The following is a 17947-nucleotide window of genomic DNA, read 5'->3' as shown; positions in this document are numbered from 1 at the left end:
GGAATGGTCTATTTTTGAGATTTTATCAATAAACTGCTTCTTGATTGCGCTCTTGATATAGTGTGACTTTTTTTTAAAGTAATTTTTAGCTGTTTTAGTCTATACCAAATTGAATTTATTCCAAATCCAAGATTTTGTTTCATCTCTGCCAGAGTATGATCTGGATTCTTTGTAACATATTCTTCGAGTATTTTTGGGTCTATTTTTCGAATGAAGCTGCCGTTTTTAGATGGCTTGAGGCTTTCACCAGCAGCTTTCTTTTTTAACCAGCGGTACAAAGTTGCTATTCCTATCTCCAGAAGCTCTGCCACCTCAACCTTCGTCTTCCCTTTTCCTATCATCGATATTGCCTTTTCTCTTAAATCCACACTATACGCCATTATAACCCAAATACCTTATTATACCTTTATCATTTACTTTGGGAAATACTATAGTTCTCAACAAAGGTAACATATGCTAGCAAAATTTCTATCTGAAACTTTTAAAATGGCAGGTTATGAAAAAGAATGACCGTTAGCTATACTAGTTCTTTAGATCACGAAGTAGGAAAGAAGGTAAGAAGTTTTAGGTTAGCAAAGGGTTATACTCAAAAAGATTTAGCGGGAAAAATCGGCGTAACGTATCAAATAGTACTACAATATGAAAAAGGAACACGTAAAATTTCGATTGAAAAGTTGTATGCTATAGCAGAGATATTGTCGATTGGTATTGTAGACCTAATTCCTGTATTAAATGAAAAAATCTGTTTTGAAGATGAGGGAGAGGAAATTAGTAAGAAAATATAAAACGATTAATGATCAGGAATTACGTAGAATGTTTTGTTTACTAACCAAATTTGTTCAAGTTAGTGAGAAAAATAGTAAAAAAACGGAGAGAATAAAAATTGCAAAAGGTCTGGTTAAAGCAGGAGTTTCTGTTGATACTGTTTCAAAAACAATAGGTCTGTCTGCTGATGAATGTGTTGAAGAAAAAACAGGTTCTATATACTACAAGATAGGAAAAAAGATAAAAGAATGGACGGGAATATACTCAGAAGGATTTGGCTGAGAAAATGAATACAACACGTGATGAAATAAGTAACTATGAGCAAAGAAGGACTGCTGTTCCACTTGATAAATTATATGAAATGGCAGAAGCGTTATCGATTAATATTACAGATCTACTAATAGATGAAGGTAGTAAAGTAGAAAATGAGCTACAGGATTTGATAAAAGAATACAAAGAAATTGAGAGCCAAGTAATGCATTAAGAGAGTCTCTGTTTGAAAGCATGCAAATTTGCGAAGAGAAAGTGAAAAGAGCAGAAAAGATGAAAATTGCAAAGGATTTAGTGAAAGGAGGAATTTCTATTGATATTATTTTGCAAGCGGTAGGCATCTCTTTAGACGAAATTCAACAAGTTTAAAATAAAAAAATCATCATATATTAATATCTTCGCTTATTAATGAAAAAATAAGTAAAAAAGATTGAAAAATTGATTTGACTTCACTCGAAAGCTATGCCAATGCTGATAAAAAAACAGCAGTAAATATTTAAAAAAAGTTTGTTGTTAGTGAAAGGTAAATTATATGAATAAAAGTAAAGAAGAAATCGAATTCAGAATATTAGAAAGCAAAGGTAAAGCACTACTTGATCGTGAAATAATGGAAACATTTTTAAGTGCAGTACATGAAAGGCCGCAAGCTCAAGAAATTGCTAAAAATCTGGTGAACACTTATACGGGAGTAGGAAGAATTTTAGGTAGAGAAATGGATGACCTGAAAGTTATAGAAGGAGTGACTGATTCTGCAGTAGCAATGATTATGTGTGTTAAGGAAACACTAGAAAGGGTGCTCAGAGAAAAGCTTAAGAGTGAGCCAATAATGGACTTACATCGGAGAAGAATCCTATATTGGTGAAATGGAAAAAGCACCGGTATACATAAAGGAGATTATAAAAAAAGCATTAATAAAAAATGCAACATTAATAATAATGTCACATAACCATCCTGGAGGAAGCTTAGAGCCGTCAGAAGAAGATCAAGCAGTAACGAAGAGCTTAGCAGCAGCATGTAGTACTGTAAGCGTAAAATTGTTTGACCATATTATCATCACAAGTGGAGGCTATTTCAGCTTTCGAGAAAACGGATTGTTATAGTAGGAAGTATTTGCAAAACTACTCACTATAATTTATACTGAGTAATAGAGTGTATAAACTAAGATTTATATACTTAAAAAGTATTTTTAATATGGGGGTTATATTACTAGTAAAGACAAGTTATTGAAGAAAATATTTGGTGCTCTTGAAGGCGTTGATATAAAGCAGTCTAAGTTTGTGAGCAAAATTAATAATCAGAAGGAGATAAAACCGGAAGATACAATGCCTTTCCCTAGCAGAAACGTTCACGAAAACAAAATCAACTATGGAAAAGGACTTGACTACATATATGGCACAAAACCTTTGAATAATCAAGCAGATTATCCAGAAGGGTTGAATCCATTTGCTTCAGCTTTGCAAAAAATAAAGCCAAGTGCAGAAAAGTTGAGCTGGCTTAAAAGTGCTGTGGTAAGAGCAAAAAGTCCAAATGAACTGCACAAGGCTGTAGACGAAGCGCTAGCTGCTGGAGCAAGGCTAAATGCATGTAATGAGGGAGAGTGGAGATACTGTCTTTATTGTCAACAAGTTATTTAGCTATAAAACAACAAAAAATTTATCTGCATTTTCTATAAATTAGTGTAACTGTGGATAAATACTTTAAGTGTGTGTGGACGTAGTGTGCCGTAGAGACACAAAGAATGGTCAGAAATGAGCAAACTGAGTGTTTAAGCTACGAAATAGATGAGGGTAGGTCCCTCAAAGTCGGTTTGCAAGAGCAGGCTTTAAATAACCATAAGCTGCTTTGGTAAAGAGCTAAATATTTTGCTTTTTCTGTAAAAAGTTTACTAGCTTCTCCATATATACATATAGATTATTTAACTCTAAGGTGTTACTATTAACATATTGATTAAAGTCAACTTCCATAGTTTCTGTAAGTTATAGAGCTGCTAATTATAGCATAAATTTAAATAATTGTCAACCTTATGAACAACTAACTTTACTTCTTTTTAACCTGATACCTATGCTTTGTTTCAAATTTCCATCAAAAAGTAACATTACCCCCTCCAGTCAACCTTTCTGCTTCATTTCGTGAAATCAATGCCTCAATAAATTCATCTAGTTCACCTTCTTTTATAATCTGTTCTAGTCGATGTGAAGTGAGATTAATTCTATGATCTGTTATTCTTGATTGTGGAAAGTTATAAGTTCTTATACGTTCAGAGCGATCTCCAGAACCAATTTGGCTTTTCCTCATTGTTGACCTTTCCATTTCTTTTTTTTGTCTTTCAATTTCGTATAGCCTTGCTCTCAACACTTTGAGCGCTTTAGCCTTATTTTTGTGCTGCGATTTTTCATCTTGCTGTATTACAACTATCCCTGTTGGCAAGTGGGTGACCCTTACTGCGCTGTCAGTTGTATTCACTGATTGTCCTCCAGGACCACTGGATCTATAAACATCTATGCGTAAATCTTTTTCTTCTATTTCAAAGTCAACCTCTTCTACTTCAGGTAATATTGCAACAGTAGCTGCGGAAGTGTGCAATCTTCCTGAGGATTCAGTTTCTGGCACTCTTTGTACTCTGTGCACCCCTGACTCAAATTTCAGTCTTGCAAAAACTTCTGTTCCATTAATGAGTGCAGAAGCTTCCTTATAGCCACCTATACCTGTATTAGAAATACTTATTGGCTCAAACTTCCAATTTCTTCTTTCTGCATATTTTTGATACATACGAAATAACATCGCTGCAAATAATGCTGCTTCTTCTCCGCCTGTGCCTGCTCTAATTTCTAATATTGCATTTCTTGAGTCATCTTCATCTTTGGGTAATAATGCCAACTTTAGTTTTGCTTTTACTTTCGGTAATACTATCTTTTGCTTCTCAAGAAGTTCTTCTTTTGCTAACTCTTTTATATCACCATCGCTGTTCTCATCTTTCATGATTTCTTCTAAATCTGAAATTTCCTCTTTTAATATATTATATTCATCGATTATCTCGATAATTGGTCTGAGTTCAGAGTATTCCTTTGAAAAACTAACGAATTCTTTTTGACTCAAATTGGTAGGGTTTTCCAGATTTCTCTCTACATCAGAAAACTTTTTTTTTAAGTCTTGTAAATTATTCTCTATATCCATATAGTACAGGTCTAGTTTTCAGCTGTTTAAGTAAGTAATATATACTGAAATAAAAAATTTCTTATATCAAGCAATAACACTATAATTGTCTCGAATATTTCTACCTAAGTATAATGGCAAAACAGATAACATCAATCTGCAGCTTCATATTTGGAGCTTCAGACAAAAAATCATTACCAGATGAGTCGGCTCCAGAGATTGCATTTGCTGGTAGATCAAACGTAGGAAAATCAAGTTTAATCAACTTGCTGATAAACAGCAAAAAAGCTGCAAGAGTTTCTTCTAAACCTGGATGCACTAGACAAATAAATTTTTACTCTATGTACAATGATAAGTTTAGGATTGTCGACCTACCGGGTTATGGCTATTCTTGTGCAAGCAAGGAAGAAGCAGTACAATACTTAAACCTAATTGAGTACTATCTAATTCACAGGAGAAATCTAAAAAGATTGTTTGTGCTTATAGATAGCAAGGTAGGATTAAAAGAAATAGACAAAGACTTTGTTTATTGGTTAATATGTAATAATATTAACTTTAATATTGTGCTAACAAAAATAGATAAAGTGAATCAGGAAAGTCTAGATGCTATTCTAGAAAATACTCAAAAGTGGGTTAATAATGAACATGTATCAATTCATCAAATAAGCATTCGTGTTAAGCATAAAATCACCAAGGTAAGAGATGAGTTTTTCAAATTTACAAGATAAAAAAATGAAAAGTGATGAATCTTTAAATGGTAAGATGCCATTGAAGGAAAAAACAGAAATATTATTTGAAGTTCTGTCTAACATACCTAAATTTGTAGGCGAAACTTTTATCATCAAATGCAGCAGTGTAATAATCTCAGATGAAACGCTGCTTAGTGCTTTTGCGCATAATGTTGTTCTGTTGAAACAGCTTGGTATAAATCCGGTGGTAGTTCATGACGGAGAATATGAAATTAACTTAGTGTTAAAAATGCTAGGTATGAATGATAAGTTTATAAATGGTGTCAGACTTACAGACAAAAGCACTATGAAAATCATTGAAATGGCACTGTGTGGTTCAATTAATAAAAAAATTGTTCAGCATATAAATTCTGCTGGTGGTTCAGCTATTGGACTATGTGGAAAAGATGGCAACCTCATAAAAGCTGAAAAGATAAGCACTACGCTTAGGGAAAATAGATTAAATAATATTGAAAAAATACTAGACATGGGATTTATCGGTAGACCAACTGAAATCAATCCTGATATATTATTCTTTATTGAAGAATCAGATTCTATACCAGTTATTGCACCTATCGGTTATGGAAAAAATGGAGAAACATATCATATTGATACTGATAGCACTGCAAGTGCAATTGCACTTGCAGTTTACGCATCTAAAATGATAATCTTGAGTGATACAGATGAAGAAATAAACAAAGTTGGCAATAGAAGAGTCTTGATTAAAAATTTAAAAGAATCGATTGATTGTGGAAAAATTAAAGGAGAAAAATTTGTTGAAAGGCTTATGTCATATACTAAAATGGTAGAAGAATGTGCAGGGGTTGTTCACATAGTTGATGGTAGAGTACCTAACATTATACTTGATTTATTTACTGAGAATAATTCAGGTATATCAATAATGGATGATTAATAGCTGTACTGCTTATAACCATATGAACATTGAAAATTTGGGAATAGCTTATGTCAAATTCCTATTCTCTTTTCCAGTTTTTTAGGTTTTTTTTCTTGCAAGCATAATAGTTTCGTATACATAATGAAACCAAATGGTATTTTTAGCTTGATAACAGAGGAAAATAAAGAGGGCTTGGGTGTAACACTCAAATAATGATTTACCTTATGGATACCGCTAGAAAAGTTGACTAAGGTATACAATTCTCTCTGCGTCAAGTTACTCAAGATATCGAATCTACAAACGCTTTGGATTGAGTGTGTTTGGTCAATTTGAGTGCTTTAAATGAAAGGCGAAAATTGAGCATACTACGCCTCTGTACACAGTATCTTTAATGCAAATGCCCATGTGATTCCATAGATAATCTCTGTTTTTTTATTTTATCTGTCCATTTATCATTTTCTATATCTTGTTTGTTGGTTGCTCTTTTTTCTTGCTCAACAATTGCCTTATCTATCTTCTGATGAATTGCATCCATTGCATTAATTGCATTTTTTTCTTTGTATACTTCGCTTTTTCCTTCAACAATTAAATTGGTAAAAATATTTACAACAAACTGCACTTGATTATGATTAACCTGACCTTTTATCGAAGAAGGTAAAGAGTTTAATTCCATCAATACTTCTGATGCTGTTTTATCTTGAGTGGAAAGCCCTAAATTATCTGCTACTTCACTTATTAATAACTCTCTGTTTTCTTTATTATCTTCCAATTTAGTATAATCACGCAGTAGATCCATAACTGCAGATACTCTGACTTCAATAATATCATCAACATCTTCACCTCCTAGAGCAACTCCTGATCCCAATAACCTCTCTCTGAGATTTTTCTTTAAAAGATTGGTAAATTTTTCATTTGCATCCGATCCTGTAGTAGATATTGTACCATCTAAATAGTTGTTTACTTTGATTTGAGTACCTAAGTTATGCTCTATTTGTATTTTTGCCTCAGGTTTAAATCCTAATTTTGCACAGAATTTCTGAAAATATTCTTTAATAGTGTCAAACAAGGTCTTGCCATTGTCTTTATAGTTTTTCAACTCTTCAGGAATAGTAAGTGATAATTTACCATCTCCATATTTTACAAGGTCTTCACCATATTGAGACTCAAGTGTAAATTCTAATGAGCTGGATAGGTCACATATTTTCTCTTCCGGATTGTCAATCGTGGTTATAGGTATTGCCATATCAGACGTCACTTTTATGCGGTTGTGGTCAGTGCAGTAAATGTTTAGCACTTTTTTAGGACTGTGTGGAGTTAAATTACAACTACTGAGTGCGGCATGAGATTCATTAAATATACCAGCCCCATACCCTGCTTGATTACAATTGGTGACTAACTCTTCTAAAATAGCATCACTTGGAACCCTTGCTCCAGCGTATCTAAACATTTCCTTAAAAATTTCCTTTGCTAATGCACGGTAATCTTTTTTGGAGAATAGATGATAAGAGCTTCTCCCTGCGTTATAAAATCTCTCAAATTCCTTTCTATATTCATCAATTTTTTTCTCATCAGCAATTGTAGGGCTATTACAATGATTTTCCCAAACTTCAGATAGTCTATCTTGATCAAGCTCCTTAAGTACTGGTTCCATAAAAGCTTTACCTTCTTCAGAGAGGTTATCAAAATTATCACGGTTAAAAATCTCATTTTTATAATCTTTAGCTCCTTCCTTAAATGCAATAATAAAATTTTTATCTATTTCTTTTTCATTAATAATAAAATTCATTCTTTGAAAATCTAAGAACATTGTTTCACCGGAATTCGCTAATTTATTATCTTGATCTGCTCTTAATTTACCAAAATTGAACTCTTTAGCTGTGGCCTTTAATCTAACTACTGGACTCTCCTTTGCCTTTTTCATAATTAACACCTTACTATAAATATACTGTAAGTTGTATCATATAATGATGAATAATTTGATAACATATAAAAAAAGTCGATAGTATATTTCTTTATTTAATAGGTGTAAGAAAGGCGTAGATTTCTCTTTTCATTTGTAGCATGCTGCATTAATATTTACGTATTAATCTAGAAAATAGTGATGAATAATATTGTAATTGTTGGTCTGCAATGGGGTGACGAAGGCAAGGGTAAAATAGTAGATTATCTTTCTGAGAATGCAGATGTAGTTGTGAGATTTCAGGGGGGAAATAATGCAGGGCACACTATAGTAATAGATGATGAGGTTTATAAATTAAATTTACTGCCCTCTGCTGTTTTGAGGCCAGGAAAAATATCTATCATAGGAAATGGCGTTGCTCTTGATTCACAAGCTCTAATATCAGAAATAGAATCATTGAAAGTTAAAGGAGTGGACGTAAACTATAACAACTTGATGGTATCCGAGAGCTGTCCATTAATACTTAGCGTACATAAGGACAAGGAAAAGCTATTTGAAGATTTAAACGGAAATTGCAAAATTGGCACAACAAACAAAGGAATAGGGCCATGTTATGAAGATAAAGTTGGAAGGAGAGCTATACGCATTTGTGACTTAGAAAACGCAGATGAGCTCAATCAAAGAGTGGATGCTCTCCTGAGTTACCATAATTCTATCAGAAAAGGCCTTAACTACCAGGTGGTTGAAAAAGAAGAAATATTAAAGGAAATTCGACAGATTTCAGAAAAAATTCTTTCATATAAAAAACCTGTGTGGAAGATACTAAATGATTTTATGAAAGAAGGTAAGAAAATAATATTTGAAGGCGCTCAAGGCGCATTTTTAGATATCGACCACGGAACTTACCCTTTTGTTACTTCAAGTAATACCGTAGCATCGCAAGCGATAACAGGCTCAGGATTATCCTACAATGCTCACATTATTGGTGTAGCAAAAGCGTATACAACAAGAGTGGGTAATGGTCCATTTCCTACTGAACAAAATAACGAGATTGGAGACAGCTTATTTTCTATAGGTAAGGAACTTGGAACAGTAAGCAATAGAAGAAGGCGCTGCGGATGGTTTGACGCAGTTTTAGTGCGCCAGGCCGTAAAACTCTCTGGAGTTTCAAGCATTGTATTAACCAAATTAGATATTCTTGATTCTTTTGATACTATTAAAATAGGCACTGGTTATAAGTATGGCGGAAAAATGTATGATTATTTACCCGCATCACATTCAATACAAAAAGAATTAGAGCCAATATATGAAGAATTTCCTGGTTGGAAAGAGAAAACTCAAGGCAAAAGGTCAGTTAAGGAATTACCTGCAAATTTGATGAAATATGTGAGAAAAATAGAAGAATTAATAGGCGTATCAATTCATCTAATTTCAACTAGTCCCAATAGAGAGGATGTTATTAAGCTTAAAAATCTATGAAAACGTCTTGTTAACTTTTATCTAATAAAAAACGATACTTGTGTGACTTCAAGCAATCTATTATGCAAAGTAGCAGCGTAAACGTACAGTGAGCAGTGTGATTTTTCTTAAATACATGTTGATTGTTATAATATAAACATAGTTAAAGGAGGCGTATTATGATTGCAGGTTTGACTAAGGGAGACAAAGCAATAAAAGCGGAAAAAACAAGTGATCAGCTGAGAGAATTGTCAGTTGCAGAATATGTAGTTAAGTCAATACATGACTTGCAAAAATTGCATAATAGATTATGTTCATCACAGGGCAACAATTGTGTTAATGATAGAGAGAAGTTTGTCCAAGATAGTGATGGGCTTGGTATATTTCAATTTCTCAAAAGCTATATTAATGATGTAGAAAAAAATGAGCCTTCCATTAAGAACCTTACTATAATGAAATTTCTTCGCTCAATTATAGAAGATAGAGAACTGTATAAAAAGTTATGAAGTTTCGATGATTTTCTCGATTGTGAGTTAGAAAATTTGAGAGATAAGATAAGCTTATTAGCGCTTTTGAGAGAAAAGATGGACTTTGCTGATATACAAAAAGCTTATGATAATTGGCGTTTTAATGATCTAATAGGTGATAATGATTTTAAGCGAATGTACGTGGATCAAGCAGTAAAAGAAAGAGAAAAGCCTGTTAATGAGGACTTTGAGAAAAATATAGGTAAATACATAGAGTTAGTAAAGGAAGGAAAAGAAGTTGCAAGTAGGTATTTTGGAAAATGGAAAGAGGACTTTCAAGTTTACTGTGAAGAAATTGACAATAATAATAAAGTTTTGAATATTAACCTTACTCATTACGACAATAGTGAGCCAACAAAGATTAGTGACGTTTTACAGCAAGAGAAAGATATTAAAGAACTGAATATCTATTGCAATAAAAAACATGAAATACACGCTCATAAAAAAGATAAGAAAAGATATTATGAATTTAAAGAAGGTGCATATTATGAAATGACAAGCACTTGGCCTGCAAAAGATGGATCAGGAATGTGTACCATGATTATGAATGTGAGTAGCGATGGCATAACTGAAATACTAAAATTTAATGGTGAAGATTTTGTTTCATCGAAGGAGATTCTAGAATTAATAAAGCAAAACGATGAATTATATATTCAAGGTCTCTCCTTATATGATGCTGTAATGGAATCACTAGAAGAGGATAGGGCTACTCCTATTAATCTTTACAATGAATCTATGGTGGCTTATCAAGGTAAGGAACCAGAGGGGAAGTTAGATCATAAAGTTGATGCTGATAATAGCCTTCCTTCTTCTCCTTCTATTAATAGCAATGCATTGGAAGCCAATTTACAGCACACTGAAACTCAACCAGAAATTGCTTCACAACAAATAACTGATTTACAAAACAGTTTTGGAAAAGAAGAGCGAAAAAACACGGAATTGCAAACTGAACTGGCACAAAAAGATAAAAAGTTAGCAAGTGTGTTAGCAGAGTTACAAGAGAAAGCACAAGAACTTAAAAATGTATGTGAAGCAAAAGGAAAGCTAGAGGGTAAGCTAAAAGGTGTTAATACAGAAAAGAAGGAGTTAGAAGACAAATTAAAAGAAGCAGCACACATAATGAAGGAAAAGGAGCAGTATATAAGCAATTTAAAACTTCAAGTGCAAGAGTTGAAAGATGAGCATAAAGCACAACTGGAATCTTATGAACAAGGGATATGCAAACTAGCATGGGAAGTTGAAGAGTTAAGAAGCAAGCTAGAGTGTGAGAATGAATGGGATGATAAAGTTGTAGAAATAGCTGATGGACTGGGAGAAAAAATTCATGCTGATGAACAAAGAAGCCTCAATAATCAATTTTATACTCCAACAAGAAATATTTTTAATGAGACTAATAATGAGTCTTGTGTTCCACTGGAAGAAAAGATGACGTTACTCAGATCTTCAAGCTCTGATGGCGGATATGGTAGTGATAATGGTTTATCTTCTAACATGAGTTCTATTGAACAAAGAAGCTTCAATCATCAATTTTATACTCTAGCAGGAAACGTTTTTAGTGAGCCTGATAGTGCCTCACAAAAGAAGACAGAGTTATCCAGATCTTCAAGTTTTGATAGTGGACTTGATAGCGATGAGGAAAATTGTGATAATGATTTATCTTCTAACATAACTTCTATTGAGAAGGTAGTAGAGAGTAGAAGCGTAGGTAGCTCGCTTTCCTCTTGCATTGTTAAGGAGATGATTGGAGTTAAGTTGCAAGAGCAATACTCAAGTAGAGTATAAAAATCTCCTGTATTGATAATAATTTAAAATCTATAGTAGACTGAAAAAGATTATTAAATTATAATACGACAATGATAAAAGAAGACAAATCAAAAACAATTTTTGAAGTGGAAGGGGCAGTAACTGCTTTACTACCTGCAGCAGAATTTAGAGTGAAGCTGGACAATGAACATGAGATTATCTGTCATGTATCAGGGAAAGTGAGAAGAAGTAAAATACGCATAATTATAGGCGATAGGGTGTTGGTTGAGATGAGTGTTTATGATAGGAATGCAAAAAAGGGTAGGATAATTAGAAGGCTTAAAGGTACAAGTGACAGAACGATCTCTAAATAATCTTATTCTTGCTTCATCATCGAAAAGGCGTATAGCTTTACTAAAACAAATAAATATTGAGCCAGGTTTAATTTTGCCAGCAGACATAGATGAATTTCCTTTAAAAAAGGAACTTCCAAGAGATTACTCAATCCGTATGGCAAAAAGTAAAGCTGAGAAAACACAAAGTTCAAATCCAAATTACTTTGTGCTTGGTGTTGATACAGTTGTTGCTTGTGGTAGAAGGATACTGCTCAAAGCTGAAAACGTTGAGCAAGCAGAAAAATGCGTTCGCTTGTTATCAGGAAGAAGGCATAGAGTATACACCAGTGTGTGTTTATTAACTCCTGATCAATCTAAACAGCATATTAGGACTGTAGTTACAATAGTGAAATTTAAGCGTCTCAGCGAACAAGAAATTAAATATTATTTAGCATCAGAAGAGTGGAAAAACAGGGCAGGGGGGTGCAACATACAAGGTCTTGCAGGAATGTTTGTATTATTTTTACGTGGCTCATACTCTTCTGTAATAGGGTTACCATTACATGAAACCCATTGCTTGCTAAGTAATTACTTTAACCTATACTAATACCACTGTCCTTTTTTTGTTTTTCTTCAGCAATAAGTTTAGCCCAGATTCTATTTCTATTTGCTAATGCAATTCTATTGCGATCAGGACTATCATTGCGTTCTGTTAAAGTATCTTTTCTTTCCTCTTCTACTATTCCAGCTTTCAGTTGTGCTGCATCTTTTTCTAGCAATTTATATAGTTCGCTATTTTTGTCTATAGTCAGATTAGTATTATCATTTTCTTGTTCTGCCACTTTTCTTTCTAATAACTTACGTACAGGGTCATATTTTTTACCTTCTTTTATTTCTTTCAACATACTTTCTGAGAATAAATCTTTAGTAGCCTGGTGTGAAGGTTCTCTCAATCCTTTATTCAATTTTTCCAATGTATCTTTTGGTTCAATGGTTTCTAATCTCTTCTCTAATTGCTCAGAATTGACCTGAAAATTATAGTTACTAGTGTAAGTTGGAGATGAGTAACCTGAGTCGTTTGTTTTTGTTTCTGCTGCATTGTCTTTTAGCAATCCAGCTGCTAATAAATGTTCTTTGATTTGTTCGCTCATTTCTTTCTTATCCACCGGTTTTAGTGGGAACTTCTGAGTTTCTTTATCCAACTTACTGGTAAATTCCGTAAGTAGGGTATCATCTCTTTGTTCAACATTCATTAGGCTCGCTTTTAACTGTCCGGAATTTACTCGAGATTTTTCATGATTAGAGTGAGTTGGAGATGAATAGCCCGAATCGTTTGTTTTTATGTCTGTTGAGCTGTATTCTAGCGATTCATTTTCTTGTTCGGTTTCTTTTTGTTTATCGTTTCCTCTTTCTTCGTTTTCCTTAGTGCTAAGATAATCTTTTTCTTGTTTATAATCTGATTGAGGATTTGAAAGCGTTATATACTCATCTTCGTTATCGCTCCAACCATCTTCGAAGTCAGAAAATTCTTCATCATACTCACTTTCACTACGTAATAACTCATTTTTTGCTTTCCATGCAAGAATCGAAGCTACATCATTTAGTGGTTGCTTATTTCCAGTATTGCGTGATTCTTTAGCGTTTTCATACTTAAATGCATCTTTAACTTTTTTGAATGCAACGTCTTGTACTGGTGCAGCGCTTTCAGTAGTTGTAGGATCAAAAATTGCACCTTTTTGCCGATTATTAGATATTTGCTCACTTTCATCTGATTTTCGGCTTCCAGGTACAGCATGTCCAAATGTAGGATTGTCATACCGTTCATCCTCTTGTGTATTATCTTGATTGTAGATTACAGACTTGGTGAAAATAGTACTGCTTGAAGAAGCATCAGAATATGGAGAATTGTAGTTATTTCTACTATTAATCCGTATTGGCTGATACTCATCTTTTTTCTGATTATTAGGTAATGAACTAGCTCTAGGTGGCAGTGACGGTGGAATCTTTTTAGCAGATGCGTTATTAGAATTTGTAGTGCTAGTCGTTACATGCTTAAACTCAACTTCTTGATCTTGAGTAGCTTGAACGCCAATACCTTTACTAATATCACTTTCTATGAAAGTTTCAGATGATTGTTGTTTCTCTTGTTCTTGTCCTTTCTCCTTGAATTGTATTTGATATAGGAATAAGCCACCTATTTTTACATCTGTGTTTGCTTTTAATTGTTCCTCAGTAACACCATTACGTTCAGTGAGATCTACACCATCTTTATCAATCTTGATTTTGATAGTACATTTTTTTCCATTTTTGTCATGCCAATTCAAAGTCATTTCATATGAACCATCGGTTACAACATAATGCCTTATTCTTTTCTTTCCTTCTTCGGCAACAAAACCGTGCATTCCGCTCTTTCCATCACTATGCAGCGTTGAAAATCCCGAAATTCCTTTCTTCTGACAAAAGTCACTATTTAAAAACTCGCTGATTTTAAACTCTTTTTTGTCATCTCCCAGTGTAATACTTGCGTGATCGCCATATATTGAAACTCCTTCGATATCATCAACATACTCTTTTAACCTTGCTTTAACTTCACTTTCAAGCTTTTGTTCGGCTTTCTTTATCTTGTTCTGCTCTGGAAGAATAACTTCATAAGCTTTATTTTTGTCTTCATCTGTCTCCAAATTCCAGATGGGGTGCTTTATTAGAAACTTTACTGCATTAAAACCAACTCTGGAATTATAAATTGGGTCGTCTTCCTTTTTTATTTCATCGAATAAAGTAAAAAATCCTCGAATGAATTCATGATATTGTTGTGTGCTTTGAGTATTCATATTTTTCCTCACTAATAACCCTCTGCCTTTTAGCCTTAGCTAGTACAATTATTACGGGAATTGATTTAGTTTTTATTAAAGAAGTTGTATTGCTAACGTGATGACATGAGCTATTTTATGTTCACATCAAGCAATTTAAGTTGTCATTCCAGTCTGGAATCTAGATTTTTCTAGACTTGATCCTATAGTCAAATTCATAACTACAAACGTTATAATATAAGAGTAATTTTCACCAAAAAGTATGTCATTCTAGTAGCTGACACTGGGATCCAGTCGCACTCAGTTAGTGAGCATACAATTATTATGTTAAAACATAACATTTTTGATGAAGTTCATGAAAGGCTGGATTCCAGACTGGGATGACAACTTAAAATATTGCTTTAGCTCTGTTTTTGCAACTTCAAGTATTTGCTACTCATAGTAAATACTTCTGGATCTTGAGAAGTGAGCTTGAGTATAGCAAGTATGTTAATAAAAAGCAAAGCAGCAATCGAGATATCAGCTATATCCCAGAGTAACTTAACTCCACCAATTGCACCAAATGGAATGATTAAGGTAAAAACTACAGTCCAGATTTTGGTGTATTTATTATCCATAGATACATAGCGTATTGTTTGTTTTGAACAAAAAAACCAAGTAAAGATAGTAGTAAAGGCAAAACAAAACATTATAGCCATAATTAAATAGTCAGTATAGGGCCAATTCATAGCTTTTCTAAAAGCAAATATGCACATGTTAGTGCTCTCTAAATCAGTAATCCAAGAATCTGTGACAAGCAGTACCATTGTTGTAATGAATACTATGAGTGCAACTATAAAAGGAGATATTATTGTGATTAGACTCTGTTCAATGATAAATTTATTGTTATTTTTTTTAGGAGTAATCGAGGAGTGTACAATTCCTTCGAGGCCAAGTCCTATATCTGTTGCAAAAATACCTCGCAGAGTTCCTACTTGAATAATAGTCAATATTTCTAAAATTAAACCTAAAGATAAGCCAGAGTTAAAGCTACTAGTTGTAAAAAAATTGCTTGTTATTAGTTTTAGAGAAGGAAGAATATTTTCACTAAACTTAAATAATATGATACCGCAAAGTGTGAGGTAACTTACCGTCATTATCGGTATCATAGCCGATATAAAAATTTTAATTTTTTTTAAGCTGAGAGCTGCAACAACAAAAAATATTATGGCCATTATAATGCCGCCAATGACTACAGGTATATCTACCATGCTGAGTGGTATTGATAGAGAATTTACCTGAACAAGGTTACCAACTGTTATTGAAACCATCATCATAATAACTAGAAACACAACTGTAGCTTTTCTAGAGTTAAATGCATCAGCCATGTAGGCTACAGGTCCACCTATAAACCGTCCATTTTTTTCTTTTCTGGTTTTTATACTTAGGTAACAAGTAACATATTTTATCACAGAAGTAACAACAATAATTATTGCCATCCATAAAATGGATCCCGGTCCTCCGGTTTTTAGAGCAACAGCAGTTCCTGAAATATTTCCTACTCCTAAATTTCCCCCTAAGATTGTAAACAGAGCAGCTATAGAAGAAAATTTATTTTCTCCTCTTTTAGCTCCAATAAGTGAAAGGGTATACGGTAGTCTAAATATCTGCAACCATTTTAGTTTAACCGATAGGTAAACACCAGCAACTAGTATGAGTAGTATTGTTGGCAGTAATAAAACAAACTTTACTGTATCCATCTGTAAAAGAGAGATTTTTACTTGAGTATATAGCAAAAGTTGAAAAATACCTAACCTATTTTCTATGTATGACTTCGGTTCCATTATTCTAGCACCTCTTATCTTGTCATACCAATCACAACTGATTGTAATATGGTACAATGTTAAAACAATGTCATTCCAGACTGGAATCCAGAAAATGAACAATGGATCCTAGTTTTAGCTACTCGGATGATAAGAAAAGGATACTTGAATGACAAGAAAGGGGACACTAGAAAGAAATGGGTGTCATTCCAGTGCTTGACACTGGGATGGCTTTGTTGCATCACTCAAGAGAAAAGAACTGGCAGTTACTGACAAAATTCATTATAGAATAGCCATTTAACCATTGAAGAAAAAATATGCCACAGCAAATGAAAGTCAGTAACTGCAATGAATATAACAAATTTCTCCAAGAAAGAGGAAATATTTTTCATTTAGGCAAGGTGTTGATAAGAAGTTTAAGCTACAAGAGCATTAAATACACTGATGAAGTACAGAGAATATCTAAATCACATATTGAAGCAACCTTCAACAAGTGTAGATGGAGCACAAGCACAATCTTTAGCAGGTGAAAAGAAACAACTATAGTTTTTGTTATTGTTTAGTGTTGACTTAGAAGGTCAACACTAATATACCTCTATATAATTTAATGTGTGGAGGTATATGTTAGATAATCCTAAAGGTCTAATTAAAACTGACCTGAATCAAAATACAAATGAAAATTTTTATTTACGTGCAAAGGATAAGTTCTTTAAAAATGTAAGCCCAGGTAGCAAAATATCTATAGATTCTGAAGATAAGAACGAAGAAGTTAGTATTGATTATGATGAAGTGTGGTTTAAACACTTTTCTACTGTGGTTCCTAGTGAAGAAGGACAGGAAAAGTATAGATATGAAGTTAATGGCAGATATGAATACAAATATGCTAATAAGTACGATAGCAAAAATATTGTAGGCAAAATTGCTAACAACATTGCACAAGATGTAAAGGAAAGTATAAAAGACAATACTTTAGAATATATAGGAATTAAAGAAAGTAGAAAGAAAGGTAAGATTAAGCCTGCACTCAGAATTATGCTTGGCGATTCTACAAAATCAATAAATGTGGTTGATGTTTTAAATAGTGATCTATGCAGAAAATATGGTGTAGATGGAATTACATTATTACTGCCTAGTAAAAGCAAGTGTGAAACAAGGGGAATACGCTGCAGAGTTGATGAGAATGGAGTAAGAATTTATGAAGTAGCTAATGGCTCATATTATATGAATTTAAATTGGTATGTTGAGGGGAAAGAGTGTAAAATGAAAATTAGCATTAGCGATAATGGTTCTGTAGAGTTTATTGAAAGCAATGGTGTTACTTGGGATCAATTAGCTGCACATAAAGAAGTAAAAGTAGGAAGACAATATGAAGCGAAGCCTTTATATGAAGCATTGTCATATTTAAAGCGAGAAGGCTCTGAAGTAATAAAAGGATTTTATCCTTCAACAAGTGTGGAAAGCATACAAATTACTACAGGAGTTAATAAGCAAGCAGCTCTTTCAAAGTTATAATTTTCGTTATTGATTGAAATGAAGCCTTTTGGTCCCCAAAAGGCTTCAT

General features: G+C 33.3%; 13 protein-coding genes and 3 pseudogenes. 11 read left to right on the top strand and 5 right to left on the bottom strand.

Annotated elements, in window-relative coordinates:
- Window positions 1-8 precede the first annotated feature (8 nt).
- The gene (locus ONG78_RS05375; protein WP_264374776.1) at window positions 9-380 is read right to left on the bottom strand and encodes a transposase; all 372 of its coding nucleotides are present in this window, start codon (window positions 378-380) and stop codon (window positions 9-11) included.
- A 126-nt stretch (window positions 381-506) separates the two neighbouring features.
- On the opposite strand from ONG78_RS05375, the pseudogene wmk reads away from it, so the two are divergent.
- The 3 pseudogenes from wmk to ONG78_RS05355 all read left to right on the top strand — a co-directional run.
- Window positions 507-1404 (top strand): annotated as a pseudogene (gene wmk, locus ONG78_RS05370) (WO male-killing family protein Wmk).
- Window positions 1405-1567: 163 nt separating this feature from the next.
- Window positions 1568-2135, top strand: a pseudogene (locus tag ONG78_RS07960) (JAB domain-containing protein).
- 102 nt (window positions 2136-2237) lie between these two features.
- Window positions 2238-2651, top strand: a pseudogene (locus ONG78_RS05355) (hypothetical protein); the annotation flags it as partial.
- A 466-nt stretch (window positions 2652-3117) separates the two neighbouring features.
- On the opposite strand, the gene prfA reads toward ONG78_RS05355, so the two are convergent.
- Window positions 3118-4209 carry a peptide chain release factor 1 gene (gene prfA / locus ONG78_RS05350; protein ID WP_007302826.1) on the bottom strand — a complete coding sequence of 364 codons (1092 nt, stop codon included), beginning with the start codon at window positions 4207-4209 and terminating at the stop codon, window positions 3118-3120.
- Between the two features lie 113 nt (window positions 4210-4322).
- Between prfA and yihA the strand changes: the two genes are divergently transcribed.
- Complete coding sequence (yihA, locus tag ONG78_RS05345; RefSeq protein WP_264377861.1) at window positions 4323-4916, top strand: ribosome biogenesis GTP-binding protein YihA/YsxC; 594 nt, start codon at window positions 4323-4325, stop codon at window positions 4914-4916.
- Window positions 4917-4920: 4 nt separating this feature from the next.
- A complete protein-coding gene (gene argB, locus ONG78_RS05340; protein ID WP_039833213.1) occupies window positions 4921-5829 on the top strand; it encodes an acetylglutamate kinase in 909 nt (302 codons plus the stop codon).
- Window positions 5830-6199: 370 nt separating this feature from the next.
- On the opposite strand, the gene ONG78_RS05335 is transcribed toward argB, so the two are convergent.
- Window positions 6200-7732, bottom strand: a complete 1533-nt coding sequence (locus tag ONG78_RS05335; RefSeq protein ID WP_264375288.1) for a hypothetical protein — start codon at window positions 7730-7732, stop codon at window positions 6200-6202.
- Between the two features lie 180 nt (window positions 7733-7912).
- Between ONG78_RS05335 and ONG78_RS05330 the strand changes: the two genes are divergently transcribed.
- The 5 genes from ONG78_RS05330 (at window position 7913) to ONG78_RS05310 (ending at window position 12381) form a co-directional block, all read left to right on the top strand.
- A complete protein-coding gene (locus ONG78_RS05330) occupies window positions 7913-9190 on the top strand; it encodes an adenylosuccinate synthase (protein ID WP_264375289.1) in 1278 nt (425 codons plus the stop codon).
- 158 nt (window positions 9191-9348) lie between these two features.
- On the top strand, window positions 9349-9675 hold the full coding sequence (locus ONG78_RS08140) for a hypothetical protein (RefSeq protein ID WP_264377860.1): 327 nt from the start codon (window positions 9349-9351) through the stop codon (window positions 9673-9675).
- Window positions 9676-9711: 36 nt separating this feature from the next.
- The gene (locus ONG78_RS05320; RefSeq protein WP_264377859.1) at window positions 9712-11478 is read left to right on the top strand and encodes a hypothetical protein; all 1767 of its coding nucleotides are present in this window, start codon (window positions 9712-9714) and stop codon (window positions 11476-11478) included.
- A 71-nt stretch (window positions 11479-11549) separates the two neighbouring features.
- Window positions 11550-11813, top strand: coding sequence for a translation initiation factor IF-1 (gene infA / locus ONG78_RS05315; RefSeq protein WP_052264695.1), 264 nt, complete (start codon window positions 11550-11552; stop codon window positions 11811-11813).
- Window positions 11791-12381: a Maf family nucleotide pyrophosphatase gene (locus tag ONG78_RS05310; protein WP_264376424.1), complete on the top strand. Its 591-nt coding sequence runs from the start codon at window positions 11791-11793 to the stop codon at window positions 12379-12381. Before infA ends, ONG78_RS05310 begins: the two co-directional genes overlap by 23 nt.
- Here the strand turns inward: ONG78_RS05310 and ONG78_RS05305 are convergent.
- Together ONG78_RS05305 and ONG78_RS05300 are read right to left on the bottom strand one after the other, a co-directional pair.
- A complete protein-coding gene (locus ONG78_RS05305; RefSeq protein ID WP_264377858.1) occupies window positions 12368-14605 on the bottom strand; it encodes a hypothetical protein in 2238 nt (745 codons plus the stop codon). The two genes, ONG78_RS05310 and ONG78_RS05305, sit on opposite strands and share 14 nt — an antisense overlap.
- 380 nt (window positions 14606-14985) lie before the next feature.
- Window positions 14986-16323, bottom strand: a complete 1338-nt coding sequence (locus ONG78_RS05300) for an alanine/glycine:cation symporter family protein (RefSeq protein ID WP_264378073.1) — start codon at window positions 16321-16323, stop codon at window positions 14986-14988.
- Between the two features lie 684 nt (window positions 16324-17007).
- On the opposite strand from ONG78_RS05300, the gene ONG78_RS05295 reads away from it, so the two are divergent.
- Entirely contained in the window at window positions 17008-17898 is an 891-nt protein-coding gene (locus tag ONG78_RS05295) for a hypothetical protein (RefSeq protein WP_264377857.1), read from the top strand.
- Window positions 17899-17947 lie beyond the last annotated feature (49 nt).

This window comes from Wolbachia endosymbiont (group B) of Philonthus cognatus, from assembly GCF_947179345.1.
Classification (GTDB): domain Bacteria; phylum Pseudomonadota; class Alphaproteobacteria; order Rickettsiales; family Anaplasmataceae; genus Wolbachia.
This window is presented reverse-complemented; position numbering and strand designations above follow the sequence as displayed.

Coding starts and splice junctions, on each gene's coding strand:
- ONG78_RS05375 (WP_264374776.1), bottom strand. CDS start 380: ATGGCGTATAGTGTGGATTTAAGAGAAAAGGCAATATCGATGATAGGA.
- prfA (WP_007302826.1), bottom strand. CDS start 4,209: ATGGATATAGAGAATAATTTACAAGACTTAAAAAAAAAGTTTTCTGAT.
- yihA (WP_264377861.1), top strand. CDS start 4,323: ATGGCAAAACAGATAACATCAATCTGCAGCTTCATATTTGGAGCTTCA.
- argB (WP_039833213.1), top strand. CDS start 4,921: ATGAAAAGTGATGAATCTTTAAATGGTAAGATGCCATTGAAGGAAAAA.
- ONG78_RS05335 (WP_264375288.1), bottom strand. CDS start 7,732: ATGAAAAAGGCAAAGGAGAGTCCAGTAGTTAGATTAAAGGCCACAGCT.
- ONG78_RS05330 (WP_264375289.1), top strand. CDS start 7,913: ATGAATAATATTGTAATTGTTGGTCTGCAATGGGGTGACGAAGGCAAG.
- ONG78_RS08140 (WP_264377860.1), top strand. CDS start 9,349: ATGATTGCAGGTTTGACTAAGGGAGACAAAGCAATAAAAGCGGAAAAA.
- infA (WP_052264695.1), top strand. CDS start 11,550: ATGATAAAAGAAGACAAATCAAAAACAATTTTTGAAGTGGAAGGGGCA.
- ONG78_RS05305 (WP_264377858.1), bottom strand. CDS start 14,605: ATGAATACTCAAAGCACACAACAATATCATGAATTCATTCGAGGATTT.
- ONG78_RS05300 (WP_264378073.1), bottom strand. CDS start 16,323: ATGGATACAGTAAAGTTTGTTTTATTACTGCCAACAATACTACTCATA.
- ONG78_RS05295 (WP_264377857.1), top strand. CDS start 17,008: ATGTTAGATAATCCTAAAGGTCTAATTAAAACTGACCTGAATCAAAAT.